Annotated in this window: 13 protein-coding genes; 10 read left to right on the top strand and 3 right to left on the bottom strand. The window is 64.9% G+C overall.

The genetic code is table 11. The features are described from left to right. Positions 1-34 precede the first annotated feature (34 nt). Complete coding sequence (locus IVA96_RS33490; protein WP_247421900.1) at positions 35-271, top strand: DUF1127 domain-containing protein; 237 nt, start codon at positions 35-37, stop codon at positions 269-271. 1,112 nt (positions 272-1,383) lie between these two features. Here IVA96_RS33490 and IVA96_RS33485 read toward each other — a convergent pair. Together IVA96_RS33485 and IVA96_RS33480 are read right to left on the bottom strand one after the other, a co-directional pair. Then, a complete protein-coding gene (locus IVA96_RS33485; RefSeq protein WP_247421898.1) occupies positions 1,384-1,809 on the bottom strand; it encodes a universal stress protein in 426 nt (141 codons plus the stop codon). A 49-nt stretch (positions 1,810-1,858) separates the two neighbouring features. After that, entirely contained in the window at positions 1,859-2,395 is a 537-nt protein-coding gene (locus IVA96_RS33480) for a histidine phosphatase family protein (protein ID WP_247421894.1), read from the bottom strand. 92 nt (positions 2,396-2,487) lie between these two features. Between IVA96_RS33480 and IVA96_RS33475 the strand changes: the two genes are divergently transcribed. The 8 genes from IVA96_RS33475 to IVA96_RS33440 all read left to right on the top strand — a co-directional run bounded on the left by IVA96_RS33475 (position 2,488) and on the right by IVA96_RS33440 (position 14,395). Next, entirely contained in the window at positions 2,488-3,945 is a 1,458-nt protein-coding gene (locus IVA96_RS33475; protein WP_247421893.1) for an FAD-binding oxidoreductase, read from the top strand. 87 nt (positions 3,946-4,032) lie between these two features. After that, positions 4,033-4,545, top strand: coding sequence for a peptide-methionine (R)-S-oxide reductase MsrB (gene msrB / locus IVA96_RS33470; RefSeq protein ID WP_247421890.1), 513 nt, complete (start codon positions 4,033-4,035; stop codon positions 4,543-4,545). A 178-nt stretch (positions 4,546-4,723) separates the two neighbouring features. Then, positions 4,724-6,985, top strand: coding sequence for a flagellar hook-basal body complex protein (locus tag IVA96_RS33465; protein ID WP_247278680.1), 2,262 nt, complete (start codon positions 4,724-4,726; stop codon positions 6,983-6,985). 34 nt (positions 6,986-7,019) lie between these two features. Beyond that, positions 7,020-8,903: a flagellar hook-associated protein FlgK gene (flgK, locus tag IVA96_RS33460; RefSeq protein ID WP_247421887.1), complete on the top strand. Its 1,884-nt coding sequence runs from the start codon at positions 7,020-7,022 to the stop codon at positions 8,901-8,903. Positions 8,904-8,924: 21 nt separating this feature from the next. Continuing rightward, on the top strand, positions 8,925-10,808 hold the full coding sequence (locus tag IVA96_RS33455) for a flagellar protein (RefSeq protein WP_247421884.1): 1,884 nt from the start codon (positions 8,925-8,927) through the stop codon (positions 10,806-10,808). 71 nt (positions 10,809-10,879) lie between these two features. Next, complete coding sequence (locus IVA96_RS33450; RefSeq protein ID WP_247421882.1) at positions 10,880-11,665, top strand: hypothetical protein; 786 nt, start codon at positions 10,880-10,882, stop codon at positions 11,663-11,665. Between the two features lie 10 nt (positions 11,666-11,675). Continuing rightward, positions 11,676-12,899, top strand: a complete 1,224-nt coding sequence (locus IVA96_RS33445; protein ID WP_247421879.1) for a hypothetical protein — start codon at positions 11,676-11,678, stop codon at positions 12,897-12,899. Continuing rightward, positions 12,896-14,395 carry an aspartate aminotransferase family protein gene (locus tag IVA96_RS33440; protein ID WP_247421876.1) on the top strand — a complete coding sequence of 500 codons (1,500 nt, stop codon included), beginning with the start codon at positions 12,896-12,898 and terminating at the stop codon, positions 14,393-14,395. Before IVA96_RS33445 ends, IVA96_RS33440 begins: the two co-directional genes overlap by 4 nt. A 104-nt stretch (positions 14,396-14,499) precedes the next feature. On the opposite strand, the gene flbT is transcribed toward IVA96_RS33440, so the two are convergent. Next, positions 14,500-14,940 (bottom strand): flagellar biosynthesis repressor FlbT, encoded by a 441-nt coding sequence (flbT, locus tag IVA96_RS33435; RefSeq protein ID WP_247421873.1) that lies wholly within the window; start codon positions 14,938-14,940, stop codon positions 14,500-14,502. 321 nt (positions 14,941-15,261) lie between these two features. Here flbT and IVA96_RS33430 point away from each other — a divergent pair, with 321 nt between their 5' ends. Then, the gene (locus IVA96_RS33430) at positions 15,262-17,508 is read left to right on the top strand and encodes a DUF1522 domain-containing protein (protein WP_247421870.1); all 2,247 of its coding nucleotides are present in this window, start codon (positions 15,262-15,264) and stop codon (positions 17,506-17,508) included. The last annotated feature ends 71 nt before the right edge of the window (positions 17,509-17,579 follow it).

Here is a 17,579-nt window from a genome sequence, read left to right as displayed (position 1 = left end):
TTCGCCGCGCGGGACAGCACGCCGGAGAAGAACAATGACCACGATCTCGCAAACTGCCGGGCGGAGTTTACGCCCCTCCTCATCGAGCGGATTTTTCAGCACGCTCGTCGCCGCCACTTATGCGCTGTTCGACCGCCTCGAGCGCCGCTCCGCCGTCAAGACGCTGAACCAGCTCGACGACCGCGCCCTGCGCGACATCGGCATCACGCGCAGCCAGATCGAGGACGCCGTCTACGGGCAGTTCAAGGCCGAGCTGACGCGGTATTTGTGAGACGATGGCGGAGGTGGGGTGACGGCGTTCGCCCTCCGCGTGTCTCAGACACGCTGCAGCGTTTACGCTGCGGCGCAGAGTCGGGACCCAGCAGGCCACCGCACTAGCGGATGGATGGGCCCCGGCTCTTGAGCGCACCGATGAAGAAGCGCTGCGCTGCGTCCAGGGCACGAGCGGGGAGTTTTGTCGCGCGCCTGCATCAACATCGTCGTTGCGAGCCAACGGGTCCGCGCGAAGCGCGGCCCGATGACAGGCTCCGCGAAGCAATCCAGAATCTATCCGCGGATACATTTTTGGATTGCTTCGCTGCGCTCGCAATGACGGAGTGTGGGGTGATGGCATCGCGCTTTCAATTCGCATTTCAATCGTAGACACACCTTCGCATCCTCGCGGCTTGTTCGCCCGAGCTCTGCTTCGGTGCCTTGCCCTCATAATTGAAGAGGGCGCAGGGAAGACCGGGAGCCGGTTGGCTCCCATGGGCCGCCATGCCAAGAGCAGATTGCGTGTGCTTCATGCATAGCGGACAACAGGGCAACCGGAGACATCCCGGCCTTCCCTGCGCGGATGGTTGGAACGGCTTATGTCGCGGTGCTCCCCGGGGAGCGATGCACTATTGCCCCCGTCGCCTTGCCGATAACTGATGCCGCGGTCCGGTTGGGCCGCTCACATCACTGCAAGACTTGGCGCACAGACCCCGGGCGCCAGGACCACACGATTTCGCCATACGCCGATCACACCGGTCGAGTGCGCGAGGTCCCCGCTCACGGCTCTCCGCCCTGCGAAGTCCTTCGTGCCGATGTGACCTGCGTCCACCGCCGCCCGGCCCGCGTGTCGTGACGATCGCGATACGCCCCTCTTGCTTGGGCCGGGTTGCGGAGAGGCATACGTCATTTCCGAATTTCGGTAAAGCGGAATATATATCGAACGGCGCGGGTTGACCCAGCCCTGGCGTGTTTTGCCCGACAGGCAACGCGAGATCTTGTAGGCCGAGCAATGGGCGGACGGTGCCTCGCCATCGTCATTGCGAGCGCAGCGAAGCAATCCAGACTGCCGCCGCGGAAAGACTCTGGATTGCTTCGCTGCGCTCGCAATGACGGAGTTGGCTGCGACACTCAGTGCCTGACCACCAGCACCGAGCATTTGGCGTAGCGCACGACGTGTCCGGCGTTGGAGCCGAGGAAATAGGTGCGCATCGCCGGCCGGTGCGAGGTCATCACGATCAGGTCGGCTTTCATGTGCACCGCTTCCTCCAGGATCTCGTGGTAGATGCCGCCCTGGCGCACCACGCTGGAGATGCGGGAGGGTTCGATCCCGGACTCCCGCGCGACGATGGCGAGCGCTTCTTCCGAGGTCTGGCGCTGCTGCTCGTCGAAATCGGCCGGCACGTATTCGGCCAGCATCACCGGCGTCATCGGCAGCACGTTGAGCAGGCGTACAACGCCGCCCCAGGTTTGCGACAACGTCGCCGCGGTCGCGATCGCCGGCTTAGCGAGTTCGGTGTCGGCGAGGTCGATGGGCACGAGGATGGACTTGAACATCTGCGCCTCCAATCTTTCGGTCAGCACGTCTTAGCGGTACGTCGCGCGATCATCCCGATCGAAGCAGCTTGGGGCTGACCAACAGCACCAGTTTGCCGCGGCGGTAGGCCACGTCACCCCAATCCTTGACGTCAAAGTCGAAGATCGCAAGCCCCGCGGTGGGCAGGTTGTGGCCGAGTGCCCGCGCGCCGGCCGGATCGCCGCCGCCCATCAGCATGAGCGCGACCTCGTGCATGCCGGGATTGTGGCCGACCAGCAGCAATTGCTTAGGGTCGGCCGGGGCGGTTGCAGTGCGAATGGCGTCCAGGATCTGCGCGGGATCGGCGCCATAAAGTTCCGGCAGGACCTCGACCTGCGGCGCAGCGACGCGGTCCTTCATTGCCTCCCAGGCGATGTCCCAGGTCTGCCGGGCCCGGACGGCATGCGACACCAGCACGGTCTCGGGGAAGGGCGGATGGGCGGCGATCCAGTCGCCCATCCGCGCAGCATCCTTGTGGCCGCGGTCGTCGAGCCGGCGATCCTGGTCACGGCCGCTCGGCGCGTCGGTCTCGGTCTTGGCGTGACGCAGCAGCATCAAACGGCGCATGGCATTCTCGAATCGTTACGCATCCAGGATAATCAACAGGCGCGGGTTGAGGACAAGGTGACAAGCGCCCGATGGGTCCGTTAAGAAACGACATGAGCGAGACTTTCACAAGCGTGTCCCAGGAAGAAGCCGGCTTTCGCGAGCGGACGCGGCTGACGTTCGATCTCGATGCCGACATCTGCGTGATCGGGGCGGGGCTTGCCGGCCTCTCCATCGCGCTGGAGGCGGCCCGGCTCGGGGCCAGCGTCGCGGTGCTCGAGGGCCGCCATATCGGCTGGAACGCCTCCGGCAACCAGCTCGGCACCGTGATGCCGGGCTTTGCACTGTCGCTCGCGGATCTGATCGAGCGCGTCGGTCTCGAGGACGCGCGCGAATTGTGGACGCTGTCGAAGCAAGGCGCCGAGTTCGTCCGCGCCAACGCCACCGAAGAGAACATGCCGGGGATCGGCCTCCGCGAGGGCGCGCTGGAAGTGTCCAATGTCGATGACGGCGACCGGCTGATCAGCCGGCTGCAGATGCTGCACGAGGATTTCGACACCGAGGTCGAGGGCTGGCAGGTCGATCGCGTCCGCGCAGCGCTCAAGACCGATCGCTACTTCCACGGCATCCATTATCCCCGCGCGTTCCAGGTCGACGGCCGCGAATATGTGCACGGCCTTGCGGCATTGGCGCGGCGGGCAGGCGCCAGCATCTTCGAGGATACCCCGGTCGTCAGCATCGATCATTCCGGCATCCGCAAGCGCATCGTCACGCCCTCGGCGCGGCTGCGCGCGACTCATATCGTGCTCGCCGGCAACATCCATCTCGGCGCGCCCCTGCGGCGCCTGTCGGAGACGTTGCTTCCGGTCTGGCGCTATGCCGGCATCACCGCGCCGCTTGGCGAGCGCGTGCACGAGATCACCGCCTTCAAAGGATCGGTGATGGATGCTGGCGGCATCGACCATTTCCGTATCGTCGACGGCGACCGGCTGATGTGGGAGAGCCCGGTGACCACCTGGGCGGCGCGTCCGCAGCGTTTCGCCGGCGCGGTCAGGCGGCGGATCCGCACGATTTTTCCCCAGCTCGGCAATGTCGAGATCACCGATATGTTCGGCGGCGCCACCGGCCAGACGGTGCACGGCATGCCGCAGATCGGCCAACTGCGCAAAGGCCTGTGGGTGGCGAGCGGGTTCGGCCGCCAGGGCATGAACACCTCGGCCATGGCCGGACAGTTGATCGCGCGCAGCATCCTGCGGGGTGATGAACGCTGGCGCCTGTTTTCGCCCTTCGAGCTGGTCTGGGCGGGAGGGATGACCGGACGGGTCGCGGGCCAGTTGGTCGGGCTCTGGGGCAGGGCGAGTTCCGCGGCCGCCGGCTCGCTCGCCCGCTACCGCGAGCGGGCGCGGGTCAAGGACGGGAAACGCGAGGCGCGCCTCGCCGAAGCCAACCGGGCGGCTGGCACCGGTCCGCGCCGTCTGCCGCCCGGGGTCCGGCCACGGCCGGCACCGCCGCCACGAGCTGCGGCCCAGGCGTCGGAACCAGCCCCGCAGGAGGACAGCGTCTCGCAATAGACCCGAGAATAATTCTGCCCGGAAGTGTAACGTCGGCCGTCAGAAGCCCGTATCTCAGGGCGTGAACGCTCCCGCACGGAGAATGAGATGTTTGATCGCCGCATCCTGCTATCGACTGCCGCCGGGTTGTTCGGCCTTTCGGCCTTCCGCTGGCTGAGGGCATCGCCGGCCGAGGCTGGCGAGAAGGCCGCGGAAAAGTTCGAGATCGTGAAGACGGAGGCCGAATGGCGTGCCCAGCTCACGCCGCAGCAATATGAGATCCTGCGCAATCACGGCACCGAGCGGCCCGGCTCCAGCCCACTGCTCAAGGAGCATCGCAAGGGCATCTTCGCCTGCGCCGGCTGCGACCTGCCGTTGTTTAGCTCCGACACCAAGTTCGAGAGCGGCACCGGTTGGCCGAGCTTCTACCAGCCGATCGAGGGCAATGTCGGCAAGACCGAGGACCGTGCTTACGGCATGATCCGCACCGAAGTGCATTGCCGGCGCTGCGGCGGCCATCTCGGCCACGTCTTCGACGACGGTCCGAAGCCGACCGGACTGCGCTATTGCATCGATGGTTTCGGGCTGGTCTTCCATCCCGCGGCGGCGTCGGCGACGTGAAGTTTGATCCGGCAATTGTTGCCGGCCCGGCAATTGTGCCCCGGTCGTCCGACCGGGGCATGTTGATTTAAGTCGTTGATTTCCTGAAGATACCCGCATTGGCATAGCCTTTGCGACTGTCTCCTCCGACTGCGGCCAGGCTCGACCGGCCGCCGGGATCGGATTTGGAGACAAAGTTATGGGTATCTTCGATGCAATGAACACCTCGGTGGGTGGCCTGCAGGCGCAGTCGTTCGCGCTTCAGAACATTTCCGGCAACATCGCGAACTCATCGACCACCGGTTACAAGGGCATCGGCACCAGCTTCGTCGATCTCATTCCCGACTCGTCCGTGCCGAGCAAGCAGGTCGCAGGCGGCGTGACGGCCAACGCCAAGGCCACCATCACGACGCAGGGAACGATCTCGTCGTCCACCGTCGCCACCAACATGGCGATCACCGGCGACGGTTTCTTCTCGATCCAGAAGGCGACCGGCGTCGTCGACAACGTACCGGTGTTCAGCGGCGTCACCTACTACACCAGGCGTGGCGACTTCCAGCTCAATGCCAACGGCAATCTGGTCAATGGCGCCGGTTATTACCTGATGGGCGTCACGGTCGACCCGAAGACGGGCAATCCGCAGGGCAACGTGGCGACCGTCCTGCAATTCCAGAACAATTTCATTCCGGCGCAGGCGACCACCTCGATCCAGTACGCCGCGAACCTGCCGACGCAGCCGAACACGGTGGCGAGCACGACGGCGGCGACGGGCACGCTGCTGGCGGCTGGTGGACTGAACCCATCCGACTTCGCCGCCAACCCGTTGCCCGTCGGCACACCGCCGGCACCCTATGCCAACGCAAAAGTTTCCGGCGCGGCGGCGACCGGCAACGTCCGCTCGCCCTACTCGTCGACCACGGGCACGGGTACGGTTGCGCTTCAGAACAATTCGTCCGCCGTGGCTTCGACCACCACCTCCCTCGACAACACGGTAGGTACGCATCTCGCCTCTAGCATTCTCACCGCGCTGAGCGGCCAGACGCTGACCATTAACGGCAACACGGTCACCTTCAACGCCGGCACGACGGTCTCGACGGTCGGCAGCAACACCACGATCGGTCTCGGTGCGGGCACGACGGCTACGGTGGCGGACATCCTGAACGCGATCCAGACCGCCGGCGGCGCCGGTGTCACGGCGTCGCTCTCCGCCAGCGGCAACATCGTGATCTCCAGCGGTACCGGTACCGACGTGGCGGTGGGCAGCGGTACGGCAGCCACCGCGCTCGGCATCAGCAGCGTGACGCGCGGCGGAAACGTGCTGTCCTCGCCCGCGATCTCGGGCTCAACGGTGCTGAGCGGCACGGCGACCGCCGGCGGCGCGCAAGTGCTCTCGTCGGGTTTTTCCGCAGGCCCGCCCGCCGACACGATCACCGTCAACGGTCAGACGCTGACGTTCGTCGCCTCGGGTGCCTCGGGTCCGAACCAGATCAACATCACCGACAACATCACGACCCTGCTCGGCAAGATCGACGCACTCTCCGGCGGGTCGGGGTCGTCGGTGAGCAGCGGTGGCGTGATCACGCTGAATACCGGCACCGTCTCTAATCTCACAGTGTCGAGCTCGAACAGCGCGGCCTTTGCCGCGCTCGGCTTCACCTCGACCATCACCAAGAATCGCGACGGCGGCGGCACCGCCGGCACCGGCGGTGTGATCGGCAACGACATCGCCACCTTCACCAAGGAATCGATCAGCGGCGGTGCCGTGACCGCCTACAACGCCGCCGGCACGCCGGTGAATCTGCAATTGCGCTGGGCCAAGACGGACAGCGCTTCGCTGGGCGCGGGCCATTCCGATACCTGGAACCTGTTCTACCAGACCGACCCGAATGCGACCGGCACGACGGTCGGCTGGGTCAATACCGGCCAGGCCTTCACTTTTGCCTCGGACGGCTCGCTGACCTCGCCGAGCGGCTCGGGCATCACCATCAACAATGTCAGCGTGAGCGGCCAGTCGCTCGGCTCCGTCGCCTTCAACATCTCCTCGGGCGGGCTAACGCAATATGCCAGCACGAGCGGCGCGGTGACCATCAACACCATCACCCAGAACGGCTATTCCGCCGGTCAGCTCCGCTCGGTTGCCGTCAACAACAATGGCATCGTGGTCGGAACCTTCTCGAATGGCCAGAACCTCAACCTCGCTCAGGTCCAGCTGTCGCATTTCAACGGCACAAACTATCTGAAGGCGCTCGACGGCGGCGCTTATGCCGCGACTGAACAGTCGGGAGACGCCATCGATGGCGCTTCGGGCACCATCAGCGGCTCGTCGCTGGAGGGATCCAACACCGACATCGCCGACGAATTCACCAAGCTGATCGTGACCCAGCAGGCCTATTCGGCCAACACCAAGGTGATCACGACCGCGAATTCGATGGTGCAGGACCTCTTGAACGTGTTGCGCTGATCGGCGCGTAACGTAACCAAAGGCGGCTAGTAACATGGGTTTGAGTTCGGCCCTCGCCAGTGCGATGAGCGGTCTGCGTGCCAACCAGGCCGCGCTCTCGATCGTCTCCTCGAACGTCGCAAATTCGCAGACGCCGGGTTACGTCGTCCAGACGCCGAACCAGATCGAGGTAACCACTGGCGACTTCGGCTCGACGGCGATGACCACCGGTGTCAGCCGCGAGCTCGACAGCTACGTGCTGAACCAGCTACGGACCGAGACCGGTGGCAGCGGCTACGCCGACCAGATGGCCAACATCCTGAAGCAGCTTCAGAATGTCTATGGCACGCCCGGCAATTCCGGCACGCTCGAAACTGCGCTGAACAATTTCACCACGGCGCTGCAGGCGCTGTCGACAAGCTCGGGCGCGTCGTCGGCGCAGACCGTGGCCCTCGGCGCGGCCCAGGCGCTGGCACAGCAGCTCAATGTCACGACCAAAGGCATCCAGTCGCTGCGCTCCAACGTCGAGCAGGATCTGGGCACTTCGGCGCAAGCCGCCAACGCGGCAATGCAGCAGATCGCCGAGATCAACACCAGGCTCCAGGGCCTGTCGGCCAACGATCCCTCCGCCGCGACGCTGATGGATCAGCGCGACCAGGCCATCAACACGCTGTCGAAATATGTCGACGTCCGCGTCACGACGGACGGCTCGAACCAGGCCAACATCTACACCACGACCGGGATTCAGCTCGTCGGCGCCGGGCTCGCCTCGGAATTCTCCTTTGCGTCCGCGGGCGCGCTGTCGGCGACCTCGCTCTACAACATCGATCCGGCCAAGTCCGGCGTCGGCGCGTTCAACATCAAGCTGCCGAACGGCTCGCAGGTCGACGTCGTCGCCAACAACGTGGTGTCTTCCGGCCAGATCGCGGCTGACCTGAAGCTGCGCGACCAGACGTTGGTGCAGGCGCAGAACCAGATCGACCAGCTCGCCGCCACGATGTCGAGCGCGCTGTCCGACAAGACCACGGCCGGCAGCACGGTCTCCGGTCCGCCGGCCGGATTCGATCTCGACCTCGCCGGTGCGGCGCCGGGCAACACCGTCAACATCACCTACACGGACACGACCACCAACACGCAGCGCCAGATCACGCTGGTCAACGTGACCGATCCGGCCGCGTTGCCGTTGCAGAACGCGACGAATGCCAACCCGATGCGGATCGGCATCAACTTCGCCGGCGGCATGGGCGCGATCGCCTCTGCGCTCAACACCGCGCTATCAGGCACGCATCTGTCGTTCGCCGCCGCCCCGTCGCCGGCGACGGCCACGACGCTGCGGGTAGCCGACGACAACACCGGCCTTGCCAAGGTCAATTCGGCCTCGACCACCAAGACGATCTCGACGCTGACCTCGGGCAACCCGCAACTGCCGCTGTTCACCGACGGCGGCCAGGCGCTCTACACCGGCGCGATCACCGCGTCGGGTTCGCAGATGACCGGCCTTGCCGGACGCATCGCCGTGAACACGCAGCTGGTTTCCGATCCGACCCGGCTGTCGGTCTACAACACCTCGCCGGTGACGTCCGCGGGCGACACCACGCGTTCGGACTATCTCTATTCCCAGCTCACCAATGCCGTGTTCTCCTATTCGCCGCAGAGCGGGCTCGGCTCGGCGAGCCAGCCCTTCACCGGCAGCGTTTCGAACTACCTCCAGCAGTTCCTGAGCGTGCAGGCCAATGCCGCGACCCAGGCGACCCAGCTCCAGCAGGGCCAGAGCGTCGTGGTCTCGACGCTCCAGGCCAAGTTCAACTCGACCTCCAGCGTCAACCTGGACTCGGAGATGTCGAACCTGATCCAGCTTCAGAATGCCTATGCCGCCAACGCCCACGTCATGTCGGTGGTGCAGAGCATGATGAACACGTTGCTCCAGGCTCAAGGGTAACAAGTAACAGGGCTCTGAAACATGTCGATCAGCAGCATCAACTACTCGTCGTCGGTTCTGGGCTCGCAGATCCGCAACATCAATCAGCAGCTCACCGATCTGTCGACGCAGCTTTCGACCGGCAAGCTGTCGCAGAACTATTCCGGCATGGGCACCAACGAGGGTTTTGCGATCGCCGGGCGCGCGCAGCTCTCCAACATCGCCGCCTATACCGACACGATCACCAACGTCAATGTCAGCATCAACCTCGCCAATACCGCCCTGCAGTCGCTGACGAAGATCCGCAGCACGGTGCAGACGGGCTCGGCCTCTACCGCGCAGGATCTCAACGTCAACGGCCAGACGGTCGCGCAGAACACCGCGGCCGCCCAGTTCGGCTCGATGGTCGGCGTTCTCAACACGCAGACCGGCAGCCGCTATCTGTTCTCCGGAACGGCCGTCAACACCCAATCGGTCGCCGATGCCGGCGACATCATCAACGGCACCACGACGCAGGCGGGGTTCAAGACCGTCATGGCGGAGCGCCAAGCCGCCGACCTCGGCGCCAACGGCATGGGCCGTCTGGTGCAGACGCAGCCGACGCTGAGCTCGGTGCAAGTCGCGGAAGACGCCGCCGGGTCACCGTTCGGGCTCAAGATCAAGTCGGTCTCCTCGACGTTGACCGGTGCGACCGTCACCGGCCCGAGCGGCTCGCCGGTGTCGTTCTCGGTCGATCTCAACGGCGTCAACCCGAACAACGGCGACAAGCTGAGCGTCCAGTTCACGCTGCCGGACGGCACGATCGAGCAGATCGACCTGACCGCCTCGACGGCGACGCCGACCCCGCTCGGCAGCTTCGCGATCGATGCGAGCGTCCCCGTCAACCCGAACAACACGGCCGCGAACCTCAACACGGCGCTGAACACCGCGATCACCAAGCTCGCCAACACCTCGCTGGTGGCGGCATCCGCGGTCGTCGCCGGCGACAACTTCTTCAACAGCGCGAGCTCTGCAATCGGCGCGCCCGTCAACAACCAGGCGACGCCGCCGGCCCCTGTCTCCGGCGCGACGGCACTGTCCGGCGCGAGCCCCTCGGACTCGATCTCGCCGGGCTTCGTCGCCGGCGACACCATCACCATCAACGGCACCACGCTGACCTTCGTCGCTTCCGGCGCGTCCGGCAACCAGCTCAACGTCACCGATAGCATCCAGACCCTCTTGAGCAGGATTGACCAGATCACGGGGACGTCGAAGCCCTCGACCGTCCATGGCGGCTCGATCACGATCAACACGGACGATGCGGCGAGCCTCAGCATCACGAGCTCGAATACGGGCGCGCTGAGTTCGCTCGGTTTCAGTTCGACGCCCGTGACCGCCACGCAACCGCCACTGCGCGTCGGCTCGTCGCCGGCGAGTTCGGCAACCACGCTGGTGAACGGCTCGGCCAATACAGTGAAATGGTACTTGGGCAATGACGGGCCGGGTTCGCCGCGCTCGACCGCGATGGCGCGGGTCGACGATGCCGTGACGGTGCAATATGGCGCCCAGGCGAATGAGGATGCGATCCGCCGGCAATTGCAGGCGATCGCGGTGTTCGGGACCTTCTCGACCTCGCCGACCGGCCAATATTCGGGCGGGCAGGTTTCCGCGCTGAGCCTGCGGGTGACGCAGGCGCTGACCCAGCAGCCCGGGCAGCAGCGCATCGAGGACATCCAGACCGACATCGCGATGGCCCAGAACACGATGAAGGATGCGTCCACGCGCCAGACCCAGGCCAAGGCGCAGCTCCAGACCATCATCGACCAAGCGGAATCGGCCTCGCCGGACCAGGTCGCGAGCGAGATCCTGGCGCTGCAGAATGCGCTCCAGGCGTCCTACCAGGTGACCTCGAGCCTGGCGCAGCTCTCGCTCGTCAAGTTCCTGTAAGGACGCGTTAAGGCGCCGTTAACCATGCCTCTTTACCTCTTGGTGAGGACTGGAGCGGGGCGGAGCTGGGGATGCCGGACAAGATACAACTGGTGGTGGCGACACCATGCTTCGGCGGGCAGGTGTCGAGCATCTATGCGAGCTCGATCTTCGCGCTCCAGCGCGCCGTGCACGGCATGTCCAATCTCGAGCTCAAGGTGCACTTGCGCGACGGCGACGCGCTGATCACGCGCGCGCGGGCCAATCTGGTCGCACTGTTCCTGGACGATCCCAAGGTGACGCATTTCCTGTTCATCGATGCCGACATCGGCTTCAAGCCGGAGCAGGTGTTCCGGCTGATCGAATGCGGCGCCGACGTCGTCGCCGGCTGCTATCCGATCAAGCGGGTCAACTGGGACAAGGCGAAGCGTGCGATTGAGGCCGGCCGCGCTGACGTGCCGGCGGCCGCGCTCGATTACGTGCTGGAGATCGAGGATCCCGAGCGCATCGTGGTCGTCAACGGCTTCACCCGCGTGCGCTATGCCGGCACCGGCTTCCTGATGATCCGGCGCCACGTGCTGGAAGCGATGTGCCGCCACCCCGACTACGCCAACTTGCAATTCTTCCGCGAGCATTCGCAGGATACGCTGGCGGCGAGCCGCAACCGGTTCGCGCTGTTCGAATGCATGATCGATCCAGCGACCGGAACGTATCTTTCCGAGGACTTCGCCTTCTGCAAGCGCTGGACCGACATCGGCGGCGAGATCTGGGCCGACATCCAGAGTTCGCTCGATCACGTCGGACCGTCGGTGTTCCACGGCGATATCGCCTCGCAATTCGCGCCGGCGCCCGCAGCGGCGGCGGCCGATGCGGCGTGAGCCTTTCGGGATGAGCGCCGGCGCGTACGCCGACCGCATCGGCTTTGCGCAGCTGACGCGCCAGGCTTTCGAAGGCGTCGATTTGCAGCCGTTGCGCGACCAGCTCGTGGCCCGGATCAGAGAGGGGACGGCACAGGCGGGCGAAGGCCTGGATCTGTCGCTGATCGTCCAGCTCCTTGGCGACAAGGAGGCGGGGCTTGCGATCCAGTCGGAGGTGCTGACCTTCCATCAGTTATTTCGTACGCCCAGCGCTGCCCCGAAGCCGGGCTTGCGCGTACTCGCGCTTGCAGCCGACATCGACATGGGCGGCAACACGCCGATCGACTTCCTACTCGAAGGGTCCGACATCGAGCTGTTGACCCTCTACGTGGTCAAGGGCGTCGGTCTGCCGGAGAACTTGCCCGAGCACGACGTCTCCATCGTGGTTGCGTCCGACTCCGAGGAATGCCGGGACGCGCTCGCGCTGATCGAGAAGGCCGCGCCACACTGGCCGCGGCCGCTGCTCAATCGCCCCGATCTCATCGGCAACCTCGATCGCGACAAGCTGTACCGGCTGCTGACGGGTGTGCCCGGCCTTGACATTCCGGCGACCGTCCACGCCACGCGCGCGCAATTGTCGGAGCTCGCGCTGGGGCGGATCGCCTGCGATTCCATCGCGGAAGAATTGCACTTTCCGATGATCGCGCGACCGCGCGGCTCGCATGCCGGCGTCGGGCTCGCGAAGGTCGCTGATGCGGCAGCGCTCTCGGCCTATCTTGCCGAACGGAAGGATGAGGACTTCTTCGTCGCACGCTTCGTCGACTATGTCAGTCCCGACGGGCTCTATCGCAAATATCGCCTCGCCATGGTCGACGGCAAGCCTTACGCTTGCCACATGGCGATCGCCGATCGCTGGGACATCTGGTATCTCAACGCCTACATGGCATTCAGCGAGGAGAAGCGGGCCGAGGAGGCCGTCTTCATGCTCGGCTTCGACCACACCTTCGCGGTGCGCCACAGGAGCGCGCTCGAGGAGATGAGCAGACGCGTCGGGCTCGACTATTTCATCGTCGATTGCGCCGAGAACCAGGACCGTGAGCTCCTGGTCTTCGAAGCCGACAACACCGCTGTCGTGCACAACATGGATTCCCCGGTCGTGTTTCCGTACAAGCCGCCGCAGATGCGCAAGATATTTGCGGCGTTCACGGCGATGCTGTCGCGGCATGCGCGCGCGGGCAAGGAGAGCGCAGCATGAATGAGATCATCCGCAACACGCCCGGCTCGGTCACCCACACCTCGCTCGATCCGCAGGACTGGAGCGAGTTTCGCGCGCTGGCCCATCGCATGCTGGACGAGGCGATCGACGGCATCGCCAACATCCGGGCGCGTCCAGTCTGGCAGCCGATCCCCGACGAGGTCCGCGCGGCGTTCAAGGCCGACGTGCCGCGCCAGGCGAGCCGCCTCGCCGATGTCTATCGCGAGTTTGTCGAGCATGTCGAGCCCTATGCGACCGGCAACGTCCATCCGGGCTTCATGGGCTGGGTCCATGGCGGCGGCACAGCGGTCGGCATGCTCGCGGAGATGCTCGCAGCCGGCCTCAATGCCAATCTTGGCGGACGCGACCACATGCCGATCGAGGTCGAGCGCCAGATCATTGCGTGGATGCGCCGCCTGTTCGCGTTTCCGGACGACGCGAGCGGCATCTTCGTCACGGGCACGTCGATGGCCAATCTGATGGCCGTGCTAGTGGCACGTACGAACGCGCTCGGCGCGCTGGCACGCCAGCACGGTATCGGCAATGATGGCGCGCTGCTCACGGCCTATACGTCGCACGCCGCACATGGCTGCATCTCGCGGGCGATGGATATTGCCGGGCTCGGCACGGACGCGCTACGCAAGATCGGTGTCGATGCCGATCATCGCATCGATGTTGCCGCGCTGCGCGCGCAGATCGCTGTTGATCGCGAGGTGGGATTCAAGCCGTTCCTGGTGGTCGCATCGGCCGGCACGGTCGACGTCGGCGCGATCGACGATCTCAAGGCCGTCGCGGAGCTGTGCCGCGAGGAAGGGATCTGGTTTCACGTCGACGGCGCTTTCGGAGCGCTCGCGATCATGTCGCCCGAGCTCGCACCGCTGCTTGGCGGCATCGAGCTCGCGGATTCCATTGCGCTCGACTTCCACAAATGGGGACAAGTGCCTTATGACGCCGGCTTCCTGCTGGTGCGCGACGGCGAGCAGCATCGGCAGGCGTTTGCGCAGCCCGCGGCCTATCTGCGCCGGGAGGCGAGGGGACTTGCGGCGGGTGCGGTCTGGCCTTGCGATCTCGGACCTGATCTGTCGCGCGGCTTCCGTGCGCTGAAGACCTGGTTCACTCTGAAGACGTTCGGCACCGATCGGCTCGGTGCGGCGATCGCGCGAAGCTGCGCGCTTGCAAAATATCTGGAGGCGCGCATTCTGGCCGAGCCGCGGCTGGAATTGCTGGCGCCGGTCAATCTCAACATCGTCTGCTTCCGCTATCGCGCCGATGATGCGGTCAATCGCGAGATCGTCGCCGACATCCAGGAGTCGGGCGTCGCGGCACCGTCGAGCACCACGCTGGACGGCAGGTTTGCGATCCGTGCCGCGATCGTCAATCACCGCACCGACGAGAGGGACATCGACGCGCTGGTCGCGGCCGTGCTGGAGTTCGGTGGACGCCGGAGCGGCGACGGAGTGGTTGAGGTCGAGGCGCCGCCGCTCGCGGCGCTCTAGCAGCGATGCATGCCTGAGACGACAACGGCCCCGGAGGTGATCCGGGGCCGTTGTCGTTCGCGCGGCTTGATCGTTCGCGCGGCGTGCAGCGCGAACGCGTGTGGTCACGCGGCGGTGCTGACGTTGTCCTTGTCCGCTTCGGCCTTCGGATGCGTGGCTTCGAACTGATCCCGCAGCTTCTCCTCATAAGCGATCAGCTTGCGAGCGTCTTTCAGCGCCCGGTAGAGGTCGCCGTTGAGGATGTTGTTGTTGATGCCTTCGATGATCGGCCAGGCGCTCGGCACCGCGGTGACGATGTCGCGCACCAGATTGAAATAGGTGCCGTGCTGGGTCTGCGGATCCGGCGAGATGTACATGAGCTGGACCGCCAGATAGACCAGCTTGGCGGGCGTGTTTGCCGTCTCCGGCGTGAGGATGTCGCGCTCGCGCAGGATCGGCACGTTGTCGCCGTCGATCAGGAGGCGGGCGCGCTGGTCGGTGTTGGTAATCACGCAGTTACCGACGATGATGCGTTCGTGCGGTCTGAGCTCGACCTTGAGGGCCATGCCTGTTCTCCATCAACGCTTTTGTAACCGAGCGTTCGTTGCGGCTCATCAGGGCGTGATTCTCGCCCGGAATTAGTTAACGAGCTGTAAATCGCCGGCGTATGCGCGGGAAAGTGCAACATTATCAATGTTGTATCTGTTGTGGCGGTGCGGCGATGTGCGCAACTTCCACGCCCGAATCACGCACGGCCCGGCAAAAGCACGGATTTCATTTCATGTTTCGTTAGAGGTCTCGGCGCCACGGTCCGCCGGTCGCTGGGTCGATCTCGATCCAAGCTGACGCGTAACAGTAGCGTCGTTTACCAGAAAGGTAACAGTGTCATGTCCGGTATCGTCCTCTCCGCATCGGTTCGTCAGAACCTGCTCTCTCTCCAGTCCACCGCCGATCTTCTCGCCACCACCCAGAACCGTCTGTCGACCGGCAAGAGCGTCAACTCGGCTCTGGACAATCCCACCAACTTCTTCACGGCACAGTCGCTCGACAACCGCGCCAGCGACATCAACAATCTGCTCGACGGCATCGCCAACGGCGTGCAGGTGCTGCAGGCTGCCAACACCGGCATCACCTCGCTGCAGAAGCTGATCGACAGCGCCAAGTCGATCGCCAACCAGGCGCTTCAGACCACCGTCGGCTATTCCACCAAGTCCAACGTCTCCACCACGATCGCCGGTGCGACAGCTTCGGATCTGCGTGGCACGACCAGCTACACCAGCGCGGATGCGCTGAGCAACGTGCTCTACAGCGGTGCGGCCGGCGGTGTAACCGCTGCTGCGTCCGGTACCAAGCTCGGTGGCGTTCAGGGCACGAATACGGGAACCGTCATCAACGCTGCGACCACTGGTGCGAGCCTGCTGAACGGCACAGCGACCGCTGGCGACGCCAACGCCGGCGTTGCCGCGGGCGACACGTTCACCGTCAACGGCAAGACCATCACCTTTGCCGCCGGCGACGTGCCCACGACCGCCCCGACCGGTCAGACCCGGGTCGCTGCCACCGGTATCACGACCGGTAACGTCTACACGGACAACACCAGCGGTAACGTGACGATCTATCTCGGTTCGGGCACGAAGGCTGCGGTAGGCGACGTCCTGACTGCCATCGACCTCGCCAGCGGGGTGCAGAGCAACGTTGCCGGGACCCTGACGGTCAACAGCGGCCAGACGATCTCGTCCGTCAGCGGCGGCGGTGCGCTCGTCCTGAAGAGCACGATCGGTTCTGACCTCAGCGTAACGGGCAAGGCCGACATCCTCAACAAGCTCGGCCTGACCAGCGCGACCGGCGCCGGCAGCGTCACTGCGACGGCGGCCCGTACCACGAGCTCGGCGACCCTGTCGTCGTTCATCTCGTCGGGTTCGACCCTGAACGTCGATGGCCATGTCATCACCTTCAAGGACGGTCCGACGCCGACGGCGGCTTCGCTGGCCTCCACCCAGGGCGTGTCGGGTAACGTCGTCACCGATGGCAACGGCAACTCGACGGTCTACCTGCAGAGCTCGACGATCGCCGACGTGCTGAAGGCGATCGACTTCGCCACGGGCGTGCAGACCTTCACGCTCAACGGCAGCGGCGGCGGTACGCTTGCGACCGCCTCGGGTCAGACGGCTTCGTCGATCAACACCTCCGGCCAGCTCAAGATCTCGACTGGCGTCAATGCCGACCTGTCGATCACCGGCACCGGCAATGCCCTGTCGGTGTTCGGTCTCGCCGGCAACACCGGTACGGCTTCGGCCTTTACCGCGGCCCGTACCTCCGGCATCGGCGGCATCGCCGGCAAGACCTTGACCTTCAGCTCCTTCAACGGCGGTACGGCGGTCAACGTCACCTTCGGCGACGGCACCAACGGAACGGTCAAGACCCTCGATCAACTCAACACCGCGCTTCAGGCCAACAACCTGGCCGCGACGATCGATGCCAACGGTCAACTCACTATCACGGCATCCAACGACTACGCGTCGTCGACGATTGGTTCAGCGACGGCTGGCGGCGCGATCGGCGGTACGATCACCGGCACGCTGACGTTCACGACCGCCTCCCCACCGGTCCAGGACGTGGTGGCTCAGTCGGCTCGCGCAAATCTGGTGTCGCAGTACAACAACATCCTGAACCAGATCGACACCACCTCCGTCGACTCCTCTTTCAACGGCGTCAACCTCTTGAATGGCGACCAGCTCAAGCTGGTGTTCGACGAAACCGGCAAGTCGAGCCTGAACATCACCGGCGTGACCTACAACTCGAAGGGTTTGGGTCTCGCCGCGCTGACAGTCGGTGTCGACTTCATCGACAACGCTGCCACCAACCGGGTGCTGACCAATCTGAATGCCGCGTCCAGCACGCTGCGCTCGGAGGCCTCGGCGCTCGGCTCAAACCTGTCGGTGGTGCAGATCCGTCAGGACTTCAACAAGAACCTGATCAACGTGCTGCAGACCGGCTCGTCCAACCTGACGCTGGCCGACACTAACGTCGAGGCAGCGAACAGCCAGGCACTGTCGACCCGGCAGTCGATCGCGGTCTCCGCGCTGTCGCTGGCCAACACCTCGCAGCAGAGCGTGCTCCAGCTGCTCCGCTAATAAGCGACTGAACTAACTGGATAAAATCGAGCGGCGGGGCTATTTTCCCGCCGCTCTTTTTTGCGTCCGGA

This window comes from Bradyrhizobium sp. 159, from assembly GCF_023073795.1.
In the GTDB taxonomy this organism is placed as follows: domain Bacteria; phylum Pseudomonadota; class Alphaproteobacteria; order Rhizobiales; family Xanthobacteraceae; genus Bradyrhizobium.
Note: the sequence above shows the minus strand (reverse complement) of the source record. Positions and strands in the feature narration are given on the sequence as shown.

Bases quoted from the DNA above. Each gene is read 5' to 3' on its own strand.
- IVA96_RS33480 (WP_247421894.1), bottom strand. From the start codon at position 2,395: ATGCGCCGTTTGATGCTGCTGCGTCACGCCAAGACCGAGACCGACGCG.
- IVA96_RS33445 (WP_247421879.1), top strand. From the start codon at position 11,676: ATGAGCGCCGGCGCGTACGCCGACCGCATCGGCTTTGCGCAGCTGACG.
- IVA96_RS33490 (WP_247421900.1), top strand. From the start codon at position 35: ATGACCACGATCTCGCAAACTGCCGGGCGGAGTTTACGCCCCTCCTCA.
- IVA96_RS33450 (WP_247421882.1), top strand. From the start codon at position 10,880: ATGCCGGACAAGATACAACTGGTGGTGGCGACACCATGCTTCGGCGGG.
- IVA96_RS33465 (WP_247278680.1), top strand. From the start codon at position 4,724: ATGGGTATCTTCGATGCAATGAACACCTCGGTGGGTGGCCTGCAGGCG.
- msrB (WP_247421890.1), top strand. From the start codon at position 4,033: ATGTTTGATCGCCGCATCCTGCTATCGACTGCCGCCGGGTTGTTCGGC.
- IVA96_RS33455 (WP_247421884.1), top strand. From the start codon at position 8,925: ATGTCGATCAGCAGCATCAACTACTCGTCGTCGGTTCTGGGCTCGCAG.
- IVA96_RS33475 (WP_247421893.1), top strand. From the start codon at position 2,488: ATGAGCGAGACTTTCACAAGCGTGTCCCAGGAAGAAGCCGGCTTTCGC.
- IVA96_RS33485 (WP_247421898.1), bottom strand. From the start codon at position 1,809: ATGTTCAAGTCCATCCTCGTGCCCATCGACCTCGCCGACACCGAACTC.
- flbT (WP_247421873.1), bottom strand. From the start codon at position 14,940: ATGGCCCTCAAGGTCGAGCTCAGACCGCACGAACGCATCATCGTCGGT.
- IVA96_RS33430 (WP_247421870.1), top strand. From the start codon at position 15,262: ATGTCCGGTATCGTCCTCTCCGCATCGGTTCGTCAGAACCTGCTCTCT.
- IVA96_RS33440 (WP_247421876.1), top strand. From the start codon at position 12,896: ATGAATGAGATCATCCGCAACACGCCCGGCTCGGTCACCCACACCTCG.
- flgK (WP_247421887.1), top strand. From the start codon at position 7,020: ATGGGTTTGAGTTCGGCCCTCGCCAGTGCGATGAGCGGTCTGCGTGCC.